The sequence below is a fragment of the Nitrospiria bacterium genome (assembly GCA_036397255.1).
Taxonomy (GTDB): Bacteria; Nitrospirota; Nitrospiria; order DASWJH01; family DASWJH01; genus DASWJH01.
Genome location: DASWJH010000089.1, coordinates 1 through 15,629, shown reverse-complemented (window position 1 = coordinate 15,629; position 15,629 = coordinate 1). Strand labels below are relative to the sequence as shown.

The following is a 15,629-nucleotide window of genomic DNA, read 5'->3' as shown; positions in this document are numbered from 1 at the left end:
GCTACACGCCTTAAGTTGAAATCGATAAGAAAGAACAGATCACCGCTATTTTGATCGATAAGGACCGATCAAAACGCGACGACCACAAAAATTTATACAAACGGTCGTCGGATCAGATTGTTAAGTCCGACAGACTCCTAGGAAAAAGGAAGCCAACCCTTCATGTTTTGAGAATGATTAATCATGATGGATCAATTTTTAAAATTCTGCTAAAATCACTCCGCTCCATAACCTTTTAAAAAAAAGGAACACTCTTGAATAAAAAAGAAATCTGTTTCTTCTCTCACAGGAAAACATTCTATTTCTGTTTATTTACCTTTTTTTTGTTCCCGTTTTCAGGGAGTCCTCTGGTTAACGCACAACAAAGTGAAGTGATTCAATGGGGTTTGGGTCTGCGGGGGGGAATGGGGGTTTTCACTCAGGATATTTTACAAGGATCATCCCAGGGAGCGCTTGGACCCACTCTAAGCGGGGAGGCCATGGTCATTATCAATAACTTTTTAACCGCGGGATTTAATGTCGAATGGGAAATCCACCAGGTGGATCGCGGAGGGATGGATCGGGGAGAAGCCACCACCATATCCCTGATGCCTTTTTACGAGATACGTGTTCCCAATTTGGGAGATTTCTCACCCTACCAAGTCCTAGGAGCAGGAATCAATTTAAACTCCTTCGATGAGGACCAAGCCTTCTGCGTTGCTAATTATGGGAGCACTTGCAAATTTGGTCCGGTCAACACCGTAGCGTTGAAAGTGGGAGGGGGGTTTGATTATTTTATTACCCCTTTCCTGGCATTTAATACGGAGATCGGATGGAAATTTAATTCCGGTCAGGCTTCCGTCCAGGCCGGGGGAATGACGGTGGCAATCGAAGATTATGATGCCAATGTCTTCACCGTTCTGTTCGGATTCCGCCAATACTTTTGAATGTTTTCACTGTCTTTTCGAAGCGAGTGAAGGAATCTCCTTTTCGGATTAGCACCAAAATTCAAGCACTGTCTCTATTTCTTAGACCGGTTCCGTTTTACTTATCTTTTCTATTTTAGATTTTTTTTCAAGGGAAAGAAATTTGGTGGACAGTTCAAATGAAGATGGGAACCATTATGGTGACAGGACTCAGCAGTTGGCTGATGAGCTCATTTCTCAAACAATCACGATCAATGGAAAAAAGAGAAAAAATTTTTCTAAAACCTTGAGGCTTTAAGAGAAACATCGGCCCGTTTCCAGGCTTTCTGAAACCGTTGTTTAACCTTTCTCGCCTCTTCTGTTTTATTCTGAGACTCAAGGCTTTTGGCCAAGCCAAAAAGGGACCACCCGTTCTCCGGGTTGCGTTTTAAATCTTCCCGGTAGACGTTTTCCGCCTCAGCAAATCGGCCTTCTGAGAACAACACCGCCCCCAAAAACTGGCGAACGGGTTGATACCAAGGGGGAGGCTCATCATAAGTTAGCCCTTCTTCAATTTGAATCCCTTCCTCAAAATGGAAAACGGCTTGATTGATATCACCTCGGTTTGCAACCATCTCCCCTTCCAATATATGTTCGGAAATCTGAAGCAACGCTTTTGCGGAATTCAGGCCGACTACATGTTCCTCGGGGGTCGCGTGGACGATTTCCATGAGGTTGGAAAACTCGGTCTCCGCTTCCCGGGTCCGTTCAATCCGGATTAATGCCAGGCCCCGGGCAAAATGCCATATTCCCTGGGTATAGGTGAAATCCACCGGAGGTTTCGGTTCTTCTAGAATCTCATCCCATTTTCCAAAACGGGCCATTGAAAAAAGAAGTGTGGGAGAAAAAAATTCCAACGGGGGGATCTCCCGAACCAGATGGTGGGGAACTTTTTCCACCAGTGTTCGGGCGGCCTTCATGGATTCCTCGCTTCTCCCTTCCATGCTGGCGGCGGCCCACAGAAAATGAATATTATGGGGGTAATACAGCATGGGATAAAAACCCCCGGAATGATGGCCTTCCATATAATGCTCATCCACCGAAACCGCTTGGGCATTGGTAGAAACCGCTTCCTGATACCGGCCTACCCGCATAAAGATATGAGCGGGCATATGAACCAGATGTCCTGCACCGGGCATCAGGTTTCCTAAACGAAGTGCGCAGGGAAGCCCCCGCTCCGGTTGAAGTGAAGCTTCAACGGTATGAATATAATAATGACAGGCACCGGGATGATTTGGATTTTTCTCCAAAACGCTTTCAAGTGTGGCCACGATTTCCGTCGTTCGCTCCCGGGGTTCTCCACCTTGGGTCCAGTAATTCCATGGACTCAGATTCATTAAGGCCTCTGCGTAAAATGTGGCGACATCCGGGTCTTCGGGAAATTGCTCCACTACTTTTTTCATTTTTTCCGCATATTCCCAATCTCTCACGGCCCGTTCTTCCCCAAAGGGTTCCCCATACCGCTTTGATAACGCTCCAATGAGGGCCTGCTCCTTTGGGGTTACCGTTTCCGCTAATTGAACGGCTTTTTGGAGCGCGTCAAAGGCTTCTTTTTCCTGAGAGGGTTCCATGGGGAGGTTGATGTTGGGCCCGAAGGCCAGGGCAATTCCCCAATAGCACATGCCGCATTGGGAATCTAAACGGGCAGCCTCTGTAAAGGCGGCGATGGCCTCTGCGTGGTTAAATGCAAAGGTCAGCCGGAGGCCTTGGTCAAAATATTTCTGGGCCAGACCTGAAGAAGTGGTTACGGGGTAATGAAGTTTTCCAAGATTTTTAAAAAGAGGGACATGTCCCCCTTCCCGAACCGAAGGAGACCCGCTACATCCCATTATAAAAAACAAAAAAAGAAAGCCCGAAAATAGCCTTCTAGAGAAAATGCCAGACATTTCCCCCTCCTTTTCCTATTTTCATAAATACCGGGTTACATTCAAAAACAATAAACTTATTTTTATCTTTTAAATTAATAGGTTAAACTATTTTATTCATGTTTTAGTTTAATTATTAAATTGTTCAGTTAAACAACCAAGATTGCCTCATATCGATCCAAAATAACCTTTTAAAAAAAATCCCTATCTTTTTGATTATTCTTTCTGCTGAATTTTTTCAACATCCTCTTGTAAGGTAGAGATAAGGGTGTCCATTTCTTTCTTCAAAGCGGTTTCGGTAATGGGTTTTTTGGTGACCCCTTGGACTCCTTTGCGGATTCGGTCAAAGAATTTTTCATGGGTAATTACCCGTTCACGACCGTAGGTTTGTTGAATGGTGTTTTTAAGGCCTGAGCTTTCATAAAGCCTGGATTGAATGGTCATGACTTTGGTGGTAGCCCCTCTCCTGCTTCCTTTTTTCCAACCGGCCATTACTGCCTCCAGCTCTTTTTGAATATCCTGTATCACCAGATCCCAATCCTGGCTGAAAACCTCCGTTAGATCGGTCCCATCATCGGATTCTGGTGAAAATTTTAAATTGATCTGTTCGGGTTTTCCCGGCAGTTTAATCTCAACAGCCCCTTTTTCTGCTTCTTGGGGGGTTAAACGGGGATGCCATGTTTCAACTTTATAATCACCCGGGGGGACATTCAAGATTTTAAATTTCCCCATCATATCGGTAATGGCAAAATAAGGAGAAGGGGCCACATAAATCATCCCCCTCATATTGAAATGGGTATTGCATCGAATGGGAACCGCTTCCGGAAGGGCAAAGGTAACCACAGCAACGGTCCCAGGCATGTGGGCACCGGTGTCAAACCGGTTTCTTTTGGCCCTGGAGAAAATATTATGAATCTCATTATCCTTGTTCTCGAAACTCACGTCAGACCCCATGGGAACAACAACCAGTTTAGGTTCAAAGGTCAAATTTTTCTGAACGACCGTGTATTCCGAAACCCCCGTAGAGAATTTTTCGGCATCCTCACCCGACAGGTAAACCACCACATTAAGGACAGGGTCTGAATTAAAAGTCACGGTTCCGTGGATTTCTCCCGGTTTTCCTTCCATTCCATGAGATACATTGGGGGTAAAATTTATCAAAAACAGTAGGGTTAAAGTTGAAAACGGTTTTATATATTTCATTTTTGTGTTTTTTTTCCTTTCGATTCAGATTTTTATAATTGACCACTATTTCATTTTATCCACAAAATATTGCTTGAGCGCAACCATGGCGCGGCAGTCATCCTCGTTATATTGAAGGATGCGATCACGAATATCTCCGCGAAAAGGCATTGAAAGGAAGTCATTATACCACACAATGGAGTTGGCTCCTGAGGGATCCTTATCCCGCCAGGTAAACCCGATCTGTTTTGCGATAAATTTAATTCCGTAAGAAAAAGTGGGCCAATCGGAATATTCAACCACCAGGTTTTGGTACAGGTCAAACTCCGACCGGACATATTTTTCAAAAACCTCCGGATCTAACTGATACCGATCCATTAAATGCTTCAGTGAGGAGCGCTCCTTATGGGAGTACACATAATAAACCGCATCATCGTTGGTTCGAAGGTAATCCCAAAAAGCCCGAATGGTTTCTTCTTCTTCCTCGGGGTGATCCGCCATAAAATATCGAAAATGGGGACCTTTATTGGGCTTCAGTGTGAGGAGCCCAAATAAATAGGTCAGACCACGTGTGGGATCATCTTCAATGTCGAAATAAACTTCATTTCCCACACTTGGAAACGAATACCCAGAACGTATTCGGGGTTCCCCATCTAAAACCACCTGGGCCCTTTCCTTCGCTCGTTTTAACGCCCGCTCTCCCATGCGGGGAATTTTTAAGGGCGGCTTGAGGTATTTTTTCACGTCCATTTGGGCCAGGTCTTGAACCCTATTTAAACCCACCTGCTTTAAAGCAAATTTCACAGAACCGATAAAAAATACCCCCGTGGGATCGGAAGTTTTCTGAACCCATTTTTCACAACGCTTAAACCATTCACATTGCAGGCAATGGCTTCCCAGAACCGGCTCCGATGTTTCCTGCCCCGAAACCAAACGTTCCACTTCAGCCCGGGCCTTACGGTAATCCCTTTCAAAGGGTTCCGGATCAAACTCTTCAAATTCTCCATCCACATTGATAATACGGGCCATGGGAGGGGCATATCCCTGAATGACCTTTAACAGCTCACGGTAAAACAGCATCTGGTAAGCATAATGTTTTTTAAAACGAACCCGTTTTCCGTCTATCCCTTCCCAACCACGGCCGGCTTTAATATCAATAGCTTCATAATAATAATCTCCCCAAGAAGAGGCCCCATCCTCTCGCTTGACCAAAAGATCGGGTCTCCCCCGGTAATGCTCATAAGCCAGCATCCCTTGATAGATGATGTTCTTTCCTAATTTCATAGCCGAAAGGGTCTCCTTGAAAGCAGCCTCGGGGTCAAGGGGGCTTAAATCCGTTACGGGCATTTCTCCCAATTGGTCGAGATACTCCCGCTCCGTTTGAAGGCCCAATTCCCAAAGGAGTTTTGCAAAGGAGCTGACCTCTCCCTTCTCCCCCGGATCTCCATTGGCATCCAGATAAACTCGGTGAAGACACTTCGTGTAGTTGTAAAGGTCTATTGCCGTAATCCAGCGGGAAGGTTTCATAGAAAAACTCCGCAGGGAGGTCATTGAAAAACAGAAAATATCATATGCGGTTTTAATTCATGAGTCAATTTGGTTTAATCTAATCCAGGGGCCAACCATTGACCCTGGTATTGAAAGAAGGTTATGTTAAATAAATATCCACGGGCAGGCCCTGTGGCACTTTTGAAAAAAAAACTTGCTTGACTCATCTTCAGCAAGAAAATTTATTCACTCATCCCTTAAAGCAAGTATCGGGCTTAGCCTGGGTGAGCGCGGGGTGTGGGAGGATGGAAGCGTCTTAGTTCATGTGTAGGCGCAAGGACCACCACAGATAAAAGGACCCTCGGGCAGGTATCGCCTGCCCAGACCCAAACCGCAAGGGGGAGCGAGAGGGGGACCCTCCATCCGTGTCTGCGGTTGGAGGGGGCACGCGCTTTTCGGTTTCAATTCCTTTTGGAATTCCAATTTTTTAAAAAAGGGTGCATGTGACCTCACCTACAGGAAAAAAAACCCGATGGATTATCATTGTTCTGGCGGTTATAGGTATCACCACCGGTTTTTTCTTTTTCTCTTTACCGGTCACTGTCCAAACCGCAAAGCCCATCCAGGGCCAGGCCGTTGAAGCGGTCTATGCCACGGGGGTAGTGGAACCCATCCATTGGTCAAAGGTTATGCCTTTTTCTCCCGGCCGGATCCTATCCATCACTGCCAAAGAAGGGAACCAGGTAAAAAAAGGAGATCTCCTAGCACGCTTGGATGATCGGGATGTGCAGGCCAAAATAGAAGGACTACAGGCAAGGGTAGATTTTCTCCGAAAAGATGTGTCCCGACAAGCCAAATTGCTTGATCAGAATTTCATCAGTCCCCAAACCTATGACAGGACACGGTCTGATCTCCAACAGGCTGAAGCAGACCTTTTGGGGGAGAAAAAATCCCTATCCGATACAGTAATTATTTCCCCTATGAATGGAGTGGTCCTGCGGCAGGATGGAGAAATTGGCGAAATGGTAGACCGCACGTTCGTTCTTTTTTGGGTGGGTCAACCCCACCCACTTCGAATAACCGCGGATGTAGATGAAGAGGATATCCCAAAAGTATCGGAACAACAAAAGGTCTTAATTAAAGCCGATGCCTTTCCGGAACAGGTCATTGAAGGTGAAGTTCAACAAATCACACCAAAGGGGGACCCCATTAACAAAAATTACCGGGTACGGATCAGCCTCCCCCCTGATACCATATTACGGATCGGGATGACCACGGAGGTGAATATTATCGTCCGGGAAAAATTAAACGCCCTTTTGATTCCTGCAACAGCCCTGGTGGATGGTTTAGTCTGGGTGGCCCAGGATGAAGAAGCCAAACGCCGAAAAGTTCAGACCGGAATCATAGGGGAGGACCAGGTTGAAATCCTATCGGGTGTAAATGAAAGGGATCTGATTATTCTCAATCCTCCTGAAAAACTGAAAGAAGGGAACCCCGTCCGGGTGAAAAAATAAATCAAACACCTCTTTTTATCCCTCAGGGTTTATGGAGAGATTGAGCTCCAACAATGAAACTCATCTTTGAAATAGCCTTTACTCACCTGCTTCACCGGAAACGGCAAACCGTTATTTCGATCCTGGGTGTTTCCCTAGGTGTTGGGTTTTTTATTGGAATGGCTGCCATGATGCAGGGTTTCCAGCATTACTTCGTGGCCAAGATCATCGATGTCTGGCCTCATATCACCATAAAAGACGAGTTCCGAACCGCTCCTATTCAGCCCGTCCAACGCCTTTATCAAAATGGGGTCGTCGCCCTTCACGGGCTGAAACCCAGGGAGGAATTAAGGGGAATCCGTGATGGGGAAGCGATGGTGGAGTTTTTAAATAAAAAAGATGGCCTATATGCCGCTCCCACTCTTCGCGCCCAAGCCTTTCTTCGCTATGGGGTGAAAGATGTGTCCACCACAGTGGTGGGAATTGATCCAGAGAAAGAACGCCTGGTCGGTCAATTGGAGAAAGACTTAATCCGGGGAAAATTAAACGCACTTCATTCGGTTTCGAATGGAATCATATTGGGAGAGGGGGTGGCCGACAAACTGGGGGCCAAAATGGGTAACATTATCTCTGTCATCTCACCGGCAGGAATAATACTGAGAATGAAAGTGGTCGGTATTTTTCAAACCGGGATCACCGCGATTGATAATTTTGACTCCTATGCCCTTTTGAAAAAGGCCCAAATCCTCCAAAACCGTCCCAATGTGATTAACCAGATCCGAATTCGCCTGGAAGATGTGGATACCGCGGGAAAGATTGCGAGACAGATTGAAGCCCAGTACCGATACCGGACGGAGTCTTGGAAGGAGACCTATCAAAATGTTTTAGGCATTTTTGTAATTCAAAACAGTATTATGTATTCCACCGTAGGGGCCATTTTAATTGTCGCGGGTTTCGGAATTTTTAATATCATCTCCACCATCATTCATGAAAAAGCACGGGATATTGCCATTCTGAAATCCATTGGCCTTACAGAAGGAGATATCCGCCTTACCTTTCTTTTGGAGGGTGTGATTGTGGGATTGGTCGGAACCCTTTCGGGTTGGGTTCTGGGCCGTCTCATTGTCATTGGTTTGGGAAGCATTCAGTTTGAAATAGAGGGATTTGTTAAAACGGAAGGGTTTATCCTTTATGAGACCTATTTACAATACATGATAGCAGGAGGGTTCGCACTGCTGGCCTCTTCCCTCGCAGCATTTCTTCCTGCCCGAAAAGCGGCACAACTCAACCCGGTCGATATTATCCGAGGCGGAGTATGATTGGACCTCTCATGGAAATCCGGAATGTGACCCGCGTCTTACCGGGGGCATTTCCGGTAACATTGGTTCGAAACATTCAGATCAACATTCAAAAAGCGGAATTTGTCGCCATCACAGGTCCTTCCGGATCAGGCAAATCCTCCCTGCTCTATTTAATGGGGCTTTTGGACCAACCTACTCACGGAGAAATTTTTCTTGAAGGAACGAATACCTCTCACCTTTCCTCATCACAATTGGCTTCCCTGCGGTTAAAAAAACTAGGGTTTGTTTTTCAGTTCCATTTTCTCCTTCCCGAGTTCACCGTATTTGAAAATGTGATGATTCCGATGAAAAAACTCCAAGCCTTTTCCCCAAGGGAAATGAAAGAAAGAGCGAGGGAAATTCTGGAAGAATTGGGAATGGGACCGATGATTAAAAAAAAACCGGACCAGCTCTCCGGGGGGGAACGCCAGAGAGTTGCCATTGCCAGGGCTTTAGCCAACAATCCCCTTCTGATTTTAGCAGATGAACCCACGGGAAATCTGGATAGTAAAAACGCACAAATTGTTTTTAACATCTTTAAAAAATTGGTAGAAGAGAAAAAACAAAATGTGATCACTGTGACCCATGACCCCCATTTCTCACGGCAAACTCAAAGACAAATCCATATTGTGGATGGAATGATCACCCCGGAACATGCCACCCATTCAACGAAACCTTAGATCCTTCCGTTTGGCGGCCATGACACAAATTCTTGGCAGTGGGTTTCACCCTAAAACCTATGGTTTAGACCCTTTAAATAATGATTAAAAACCCAAAATCAGGTATTGACAAAAACCAGAGATTATGATATTGATAATGATTATCAATATCTGACAAAGGGTTATGTTTAAGGAAGCCACTCTCTTAAAAAGCCATTTAGCTAAAAAAAACCTGAAGCTAACCAAACAGCGGGAAATTATATTAAAGGCTTTCCTGAAAACGGATCATGTTACCGCAGAGGAACTACATCGGCGGATATCCCGAAGAAATGTTCATCTGGGTTTGGCCACCATCTACCGGACACTCAATCTTCTGTGCGAGATCGGCATCGGCCAACAGCGCTACTTCGGTGACAATAAAACCATCTATGATAATGTTCTCAACAAAAAACACCATGATCATTTAATTTGTGAGAAATGCGGAAAAATTATAGAGTTTGAGTGTCCCCCCATCGAACGGCTTCAGGAAAAAATAGCGGACCAGTATGGATTTGTTTTAAATAAACACCGACTTGAATTATATGGACAATGTAAAGATTGGGAGAACTGTTCTGAAATGCAAAAATCGGTAGGGCATTAATTTTTTTTAGACTTTCAATTGAAAATGAGAATTTTTCTCATTCGCAAATAAGGAGCCCATTTCCACATGAAACCCATCATTAAAAATACTGTCTGGACCCTTTTAGCCCTTTGGGTTTGCCTGCTCACCCTCCTGACGTTTCTGGGGGTTTCCCCCGCCGGAAAAGGTATAGGAAAGAAAGAGATTGTGGTTTACTCAGCCCGGAACGAACAGTTGATCAAACCGGTTTTTAATGCCTTTACCCAAGAAACTGGCATATCCATTCAATTTATAACAGACAAAGAGGGCCCCCTCCTCCAACGGCTCCGTGCGGAGGGTTCCAAAACCCCAGCAGATCTTTTCATTACCGTAGATGCGGGAAACCTTTGGCAAGCAGGGAAAATGGACCTTCTTCAACCGGTCCATTCGAAAATACTTTTATCCAACATCCCTTCCCATCTTCGGGACCCTCAGAACCTCTGGTTTGGACTCTCCGTAAGGGCTCGCACCCTGGTCTACAACACGCAAAAGGTAAAGCCCTCTGAACTATCCACCTATGAAGATTTAGCGAAAGAAAAATGGAAAGGCAGACTTTGTTTGCGAACCTCCAAAAAAGTCTATAACCAATCCCTGGTTGCCATGTTGATTGCAGAGCTGGGAATGAACCCCACGGAACAAATTGTAAAGGGATGGGTGAGGAATCTGGCCACGGACGTCTTCTCCAATGACAATCAGGTGATGGAAGCGATTGCAGCCAGGCAATGTGATGTAGGAATTATCAATACCTATTATTACGGGCGTTTGATGAAGGAGAACCCCTCCCTTCCCCTTGCCCTCTTTTGGCCCAACCAAAAAGACCGGGGGGTTCATGTTAATGTCTCGGGAGCGGGAGTGGTCAAACACGCAAAACATGTCATGGAAGCCACCCGGCTTTTGGAATGGCTCTCAACCGAAAATGCTCAAAATTTGTTTGCGGATGGAAATTTGGAATATCCAGCCAATCCACGGATAAAACCCCACCCCACCGTAGCGGCCTGGGGAGACTTCAAGCAGGATTTTATCAATGTCTCCAAAGCTGGGGAGCTTCAAAGTGAGGCGGTCAAATTGATGGACCGGGCGGGCTATAAATAATCAATGAAAATGCCACTTTTATCCCTAAACTCCCTTCAAAGAACCTTTCAGAGAGGGGGTTTTATTTTCCTGAGATGGAAACTGGCGACGGCCTTTATAGCTATTTTAGTTATGGCTCCCTTGGTGGTGGTGTTGTTTACCATTTTTTCACCTGCCGATGAGGTGTGGGACCATTTGGTTGAAACGGTTTTGGCGGACCTCGTTTTCAACACCTTCTGGCTTGTCCTGGGAGTAGGAATAGGCACTTTTCTACTAGGTGTCAGCCTAGCGTGGTTAACCGTCACTTGCGATTTTCCGGGAAGAAAATTTTTCGACTGGGCACTCGTATTACCTCTGGCCCTGCCCGCCTATGTGACCGCATTTGTCCTTATCGGGCTTTTTGACTTTTCAGGCCCGATTCAAACCGCTCTTCGAGATTGGTTTCAAACGGAACGGTTATGGTTTCCTAATATCCGGTCAACAGGGGGAGTGATTTTAACCATGACCTTTGCTTTTTACCCGTATGTATACCTCCTGGCCCGGAATGCATTTCTCACACAGGGAAGAAGGGGCATTGAAGCCGCTCAATCTTTGGGTCACAGCAAACGGAGCGGTTTCTATCGGGTCGCCCTTCCCATGGCAAGACCTTGGATTGTGGCCGGGTTGATGCTCGCCCTGATGGAAACGCTTGCCGATTTTGGAGCCGTCTCCACTTTTAATTATGACACCTTCACCACCGCCATATATAAAGCCTGGTTCGGCATGTTTTCCCTAACGGCCGCGGGACAGCTCTCCTCCATTTTGGTTTTAATTGTATTCGTCTTTCTTTTATTGGAACAACGGCTTCGTTTTGGAGCCCGTTACGGCCAGGTGGAGAAACAAGGGTTCTCTGAAAATCGAATTATATTAAATACAACCCGGCGATGGGCGGCCTTTTCCTATTCCGCTTTGATTTTGGGAACCGCTTTTATGATTCCCGTTTTTCAATTGTTCATCTGGTCGTTTGAAGTCTTTGCAAGGGATTTCGAGGCGCGGTATATCGGATATTTTTCGCATTCCATTCTACTGGGGGGAGTGGCTGCCTTTTTAACCACCTTGTGCGCCCTTATATTGGTCTATACCAACAGGATATCCAAAAGTGTTTGGACCCAGGTCTTGACCCGCCTGGCAACTTTGGGTTATGCCCTCCCCGGTGCTGTATTGGCCATCGGGGGAATTATTTTGGTGACCTGGGTTGACCACCAACTCATTATTTGGGTGGATACCCTCTTCAATATTGAAACCGGATTTTTTATTACCGGAACGCTTTTCGCGATGCTTCTGGCTTACCTGGCCCGGTTTCTCGTGGTGGCCCACAGTCCGATCGAAAGCGCCATGCAAAGGGTCACCCCCAGCATTGATGAAGCTTCAAGAGGGCTGGGTTTCAGCGGGTTCGCCATGCTGAAAAAGGTTCACCTCCCCATTCTTCGCAGCGGCATTTTTACAGCAGCGGTTTTGGTTTTTGTGGATGTGATGAAAGAAATGCCGATTACCCTCATGACACGGCCTTTTGGCTGGGATACTCTATCCGTGAGAATCTTTGAAATGACTTCGGAAGGTGAATGGGAACGGGCAGCTTTGCCCGCGATGGCCCTTGTATTAACCGGTTTGGTCCCGGTTATTTTACTGACCAAGCAAACCAGCAAGGCTTTTTAAGGAGGATCGGGTGTCCATTATTGAATTTCAAGAGGTCACCAAATTTTATTCAAAATCGGAAGGTCCTGCCGTAGAAAATATTTCTCTCGATATAGAGAAAGGGGAAGTCCTTGCCTTATTAGGCCCTAGCGGTTCCGGAAAAACGACCATTCTTCGTTTAATTGCCGGGTTTGAAATTCCCGAACAGGGAAAGGTTTTCCTGCGTGGAAAAGAGGTCAGCGCCCCCAACCATTGTCTGCCGCCAGAAAAACGGGGAGTAGGAATGGTATTTCAGGATTACGGGTTGTTCCCCCACCTAACGGTTGAAAAAAATATCGCCTTTGGTCTAATCCGTGACAGTCTTTCGGAGCGGAGCCGGAAGGTTAAAAATATTTTAAGTCTTGTAGGCCTCACCAGCCTAGAACATCGGTATCCCCATGAACTCTCAGGAGGGCAACAGCAACGGGTGGCATTGGCAAGGGCTCTGGCCCCGAACCCCATACTGGTATTGTTGGATGAACCTTTCAGTAACCTTGATCCAGACATGCGGTCACGAATGAGAGAGGAGGTTGATCAAATTTTGACCCGGATGGGAATGACAGCAGTATTGGTCACCCACGATCATGAAGAGGCCTTTGCCATGGCGGACAAAGTAGCTGTTTTAAACCAGGGAAGATTGGAACAATTGGGTTCCCCGGAAGAGATTTACCATACCCCTTACACTCCCTTTGTGGCGGACTTTGTAGGCCATGCCGATTTCCTTAACGGGGAGGTGGGGGCGGATGGAATGATCCACACGGAAATCGGAACCTTCCCCAATGAAAAAGGGTTCCCCATAGGAACCGGGTTGGCGGTGATGATTCGGCCGGACGATATTCAACTGGTCCCCGATCGAGAGGGGATTGCAAAGGTGAAATCCCGCCAATTTCATGGCTCCGAAAACCTGTATACATTGTCACTTCTTTCCGGTCAAACGCTTCATAGCAGTGAACACTCCATTACGGTGTACCCTAGTGGAACCCGGGTAAATCTGAAGTTAACCGCAACCCATACGGTTCTGTTTGACCGGACCAGTATAAGCAAGCTTCAAAACCTGATTGAGAAAAAATAAAGGCGAAATTAAAAACATTACCAACACATGAAGCAACAAAAAGACACAAGAGAAACCGGAAATAAAAAAAGATCCCAACGGGAGATCCGCTGCCATTGCGGGTCCCTGGTTGCAAAACTGCTGGAAATAGGAGTGGAATTAAAATGCCGCCGCTGCAAGCGGTTGGCGGTCATTCCGTTGGAAGCGTTTGAGGAAGGAACGAAAAGCATTACAGTAAATATCTAGCTTAGAAAGCGGCCAGAGGTATAAACCCAGAGCCCAAGCCCGAAAAGGATTGGTTTGAATGTCAACCAAACCGGGCTTGGGCTTTTTTTTTTGAAAAGGAGGAAAAAGATGGACATTTCTTAAACATCCCTGAAAGCAATCTTTAAAAACAAAAAAAAACGGCCCGCGATCAAAAGAATCCAGAGCCCAAAACAATAACAATTGAAAAAAATTTTCCGTAGGAGGGTTTTGAGATGAAAAAAAACATGATCATTTTGGCCGTCACCATCGGAATGGTTTTAGGTCAAACGATTTCAAGTTCAGTAAAAACAGCACAGGCATTTGAAGAAATGGAGGGAGAAGGAGCTGAAAAAAAATTGTCCTTCCATGGTTATGGGGAGCTTCATTATAACAACCCCAAAACAGGATCGAAAGTTCCGCAGGGGTCACAGCCAGCGCAAATGGACCTTCACCGAATGGTTTGGGGATTAAGTTATAGCTTTAATGACCAAATCAGCGTCCACACCGAGGTAGATTTCGAACATTCCGCAAAAGAGATGGAACTGGAATTTGCCTACTTGGACTTTCTCATTCACCCTGCCTTTAATATCCGGGCGGGAAGTATGCTGATGCCCGTTGGGCCGCTGAATGAATTCCATGAACCGACCCTATTTTACAGTGTGGAACGCCCCTACATCCAGGCATACATCATTCCCACATCGTGGAGTGAAGGGGGCTTCGGGGCTTTCGGAAATTTACCCAACGGTTTCAGGTACCGTCTGTACGGGGTTTCCGGGCTGAATGCCGAGGGATTTTCGGCATCCAGCGGCCTTCGGGGCGGCCGGGGAAAAGTGGGCGAGGCGCCATCGGAAGACCTGGCTGTCGTCGGACGTTTGGAATACCTGGGAATTCCGGGGGTAGAAATAGGGACATCTTTCTACTGGGCCGGCGCGAACACCACCAAAAATACGGCGCTTGGAGACGCCAGCGTTGAACTGTTCGAAGGAGACGCCCGGTTTAAAAGAGCGGGCTTCGATCTCCGCGGCGTCGTTGTCTTTATTTCGCTTGAAGATGCCGACAAAATCAGCGCGGTGACAGGGCAGACCATCGGGGAAGAAATGCTCGGGTGGTATCTGGAGGGTGCCTACGACCTTTTGGAAATTCTGGCCCCGCAATCCGATCAATCCGTCGTCGCATTTGTAAGGTATGAAGATTTCGACACCCAACATCAATTGTCTTCCGGATTCACGAAAGACCCCACCAATGATCGTCAGGTCATTACGGGAGGTCTGGCCTATTACCCCATTCCGGATGTCGCGATCAAGGCAGACCTGGAAAACTGGGAGGACGGAACAAACGACGACGGAACGCGATTCAACCTGGGCGTGGCCTATCAGTTTTAGTATCGTGCCTCCGAAGTTCTTTACATTACTCCCTCTCCCCTTGCGGAAGAGGGCTGGGGGTGAGGGGCAACAAAAACCTTTATGATTCCCCTCATCCTTACCTTCTCCCACAAGGGGAGAAGGAAATATGTTTAAGTAATTTAAGAGACACGACGCTAGGGGAGAAATCGTCAGAATGATCAGGTCAAATCAAATCCGGGCGAGCCGGCCGTGCATGGGAAGTCTTCTTGAAATAACACTGTACGGACCCTCACCGGATCGTTGCCGCAAAGCCCTTGAGGCCGCCTTCGCGGAAGCCCACCGGCTGGAAGGCATTTTAAGCCCGTTTAGGCCCGAAAGTGACCTTAGCCGCATGAACCAGAATGCAGCCCAGGCGCCGGTGCAGATTGATACGGATCTGTTTGAAGCGGTCCAAAAAGGCATCGACCTTGCCCGGCGAACCCAAGGGGTCTTGGATATGACCGCCGCTCCCCTGCTGAAACTGTGGGGATTTCGTCAATCCAATCCCCCCCCCTCCGTCCCGACCGGGGAACAGAT

The 15,629-nt window shown here is 46.7% G+C and carries 14 protein-coding genes; 11 read left to right on the top strand and 3 right to left on the bottom strand.

The features are described from left to right. Positions 1-404: 404 nt before the first annotated feature. Positions 405-926, top strand: a complete 522-nt coding sequence (locus tag VGB26_11950; protein ID HEX9758487.1) for a hypothetical protein — start codon at positions 405-407, stop codon at positions 924-926. Between the two features lie 257 nt (positions 927-1,183). Here the strand turns inward: VGB26_11950 and VGB26_11945 are convergent, their stop codons facing one another. The 3 genes from VGB26_11945 to VGB26_11935 all read right to left on the bottom strand — a co-directional run bounded on the left by VGB26_11945 (position 1,184) and on the right by VGB26_11935 (position 5,518). Further along, positions 1,184-2,830, bottom strand: a complete 1,647-nt coding sequence (locus VGB26_11945; protein ID HEX9758486.1) for a tetratricopeptide repeat protein — start codon at positions 2,828-2,830, stop codon at positions 1,184-1,186. Between the two features lie 195 nt (positions 2,831-3,025). After that, on the bottom strand, positions 3,026-4,012 hold the full coding sequence (locus VGB26_11940; GenBank protein ID HEX9758485.1) for a hypothetical protein: 987 nt from the start codon (positions 4,010-4,012) through the stop codon (positions 3,026-3,028). Between the two features lie 45 nt (positions 4,013-4,057). Next, on the bottom strand, positions 4,058-5,518 hold the full coding sequence (locus VGB26_11935) for a TM0106 family RecB-like putative nuclease (GenBank protein ID HEX9758484.1): 1,461 nt from the start codon (positions 5,516-5,518) through the stop codon (positions 4,058-4,060). A gap of 464 nt (positions 5,519-5,982) precedes the next feature. Between VGB26_11935 and VGB26_11930 the strand changes: the two genes are divergently transcribed. The 10 genes from VGB26_11930 to VGB26_11885 form a co-directional block, all read left to right on the top strand. Continuing rightward, positions 5,983-6,993 (top strand): efflux RND transporter periplasmic adaptor subunit, encoded by a 1,011-nt coding sequence (locus VGB26_11930; protein HEX9758483.1) that lies wholly within the window; start codon positions 5,983-5,985, stop codon positions 6,991-6,993. Between the two features lie 53 nt (positions 6,994-7,046). Beyond that, complete coding sequence (locus VGB26_11925; protein HEX9758482.1) at positions 7,047-8,291, top strand: ABC transporter permease; 1,245 nt, start codon at positions 7,047-7,049, stop codon at positions 8,289-8,291. After that, positions 8,288-8,992 carry an ABC transporter ATP-binding protein gene (locus tag VGB26_11920; GenBank protein HEX9758481.1) on the top strand — a complete coding sequence of 235 codons (705 nt, stop codon included), beginning with the start codon at positions 8,288-8,290 and terminating at the stop codon, positions 8,990-8,992. The genes VGB26_11925 and VGB26_11920 overlap by 4 nt, the downstream gene beginning before the upstream one ends. Before the next feature lie 163 nt (positions 8,993-9,155). Further along, the gene (locus VGB26_11915; protein HEX9758480.1) at positions 9,156-9,611 is read left to right on the top strand and encodes a transcriptional repressor; all 456 of its coding nucleotides are present in this window, start codon (positions 9,156-9,158) and stop codon (positions 9,609-9,611) included. A gap of 66 nt (positions 9,612-9,677) precedes the next feature. Next, the gene (locus tag VGB26_11910) at positions 9,678-10,721 is read left to right on the top strand and encodes an extracellular solute-binding protein (GenBank protein ID HEX9758479.1); all 1,044 of its coding nucleotides are present in this window, start codon (positions 9,678-9,680) and stop codon (positions 10,719-10,721) included. A gap of 3 nt (positions 10,722-10,724) precedes the next feature. Then, the gene (locus VGB26_11905) at positions 10,725-12,395 is read left to right on the top strand and encodes an iron ABC transporter permease (protein HEX9758478.1); all 1,671 of its coding nucleotides are present in this window, start codon (positions 10,725-10,727) and stop codon (positions 12,393-12,395) included. Between the two features lie 10 nt (positions 12,396-12,405). After that, a complete protein-coding gene (locus VGB26_11900) occupies positions 12,406-13,485 on the top strand; it encodes an ABC transporter ATP-binding protein (protein HEX9758477.1) in 1,080 nt (359 codons plus the stop codon). A gap of 27 nt (positions 13,486-13,512) precedes the next feature. After that, a complete protein-coding gene (locus VGB26_11895) occupies positions 13,513-13,710 on the top strand; it encodes a hypothetical protein (GenBank protein HEX9758476.1) in 198 nt (65 codons plus the stop codon). Positions 13,711-13,943: 233 nt separating this feature from the next. Continuing rightward, positions 13,944-15,092, top strand: coding sequence for a hypothetical protein (locus tag VGB26_11890; GenBank protein HEX9758475.1), 1,149 nt, complete (start codon positions 13,944-13,946; stop codon positions 15,090-15,092). A 175-nt stretch (positions 15,093-15,267) separates the two neighbouring features. Then, a partial coding sequence (locus VGB26_11885) for an FAD:protein FMN transferase (protein HEX9758474.1) occupies positions 15,268-15,629 on the top strand: 362 nt, incomplete at its 3' end.

Excerpts from the sequence above, each read along its gene's own strand:
- VGB26_11945 (HEX9758486.1), bottom strand. The coding sequence starts at position 2,830 with ATGTCTGGCATTTTCTCTAGAAGGCTATTTTCGGGCTTTCTTTTTTTG.
- VGB26_11895 (HEX9758476.1), top strand. The coding sequence starts at position 13,513 with ATGAAGCAACAAAAAGACACAAGAGAAACCGGAAATAAAAAAAGATCC.
- VGB26_11915 (HEX9758480.1), top strand. The coding sequence starts at position 9,156 with ATGTTTAAGGAAGCCACTCTCTTAAAAAGCCATTTAGCTAAAAAAAAC.
- VGB26_11940 (HEX9758485.1), bottom strand. The coding sequence starts at position 4,012 with ATGAAATATATAAAACCGTTTTCAACTTTAACCCTACTGTTTTTGATA.
- VGB26_11905 (HEX9758478.1), top strand. The coding sequence starts at position 10,725 with ATGAAAATGCCACTTTTATCCCTAAACTCCCTTCAAAGAACCTTTCAG.
- VGB26_11925 (HEX9758482.1), top strand. The coding sequence starts at position 7,047 with ATGAAACTCATCTTTGAAATAGCCTTTACTCACCTGCTTCACCGGAAA.
- VGB26_11950 (HEX9758487.1), top strand. The coding sequence starts at position 405 with ATGGGGGTTTTCACTCAGGATATTTTACAAGGATCATCCCAGGGAGCG.
- VGB26_11890 (HEX9758475.1), top strand. The coding sequence starts at position 13,944 with ATGAAAAAAAACATGATCATTTTGGCCGTCACCATCGGAATGGTTTTA.
- VGB26_11920 (HEX9758481.1), top strand. The coding sequence starts at position 8,288 with ATGATTGGACCTCTCATGGAAATCCGGAATGTGACCCGCGTCTTACCG.
- VGB26_11910 (HEX9758479.1), top strand. The coding sequence starts at position 9,678 with ATGAAACCCATCATTAAAAATACTGTCTGGACCCTTTTAGCCCTTTGG.
- VGB26_11935 (HEX9758484.1), bottom strand. The coding sequence starts at position 5,518 with ATGAAACCTTCCCGCTGGATTACGGCAATAGACCTTTACAACTACACG.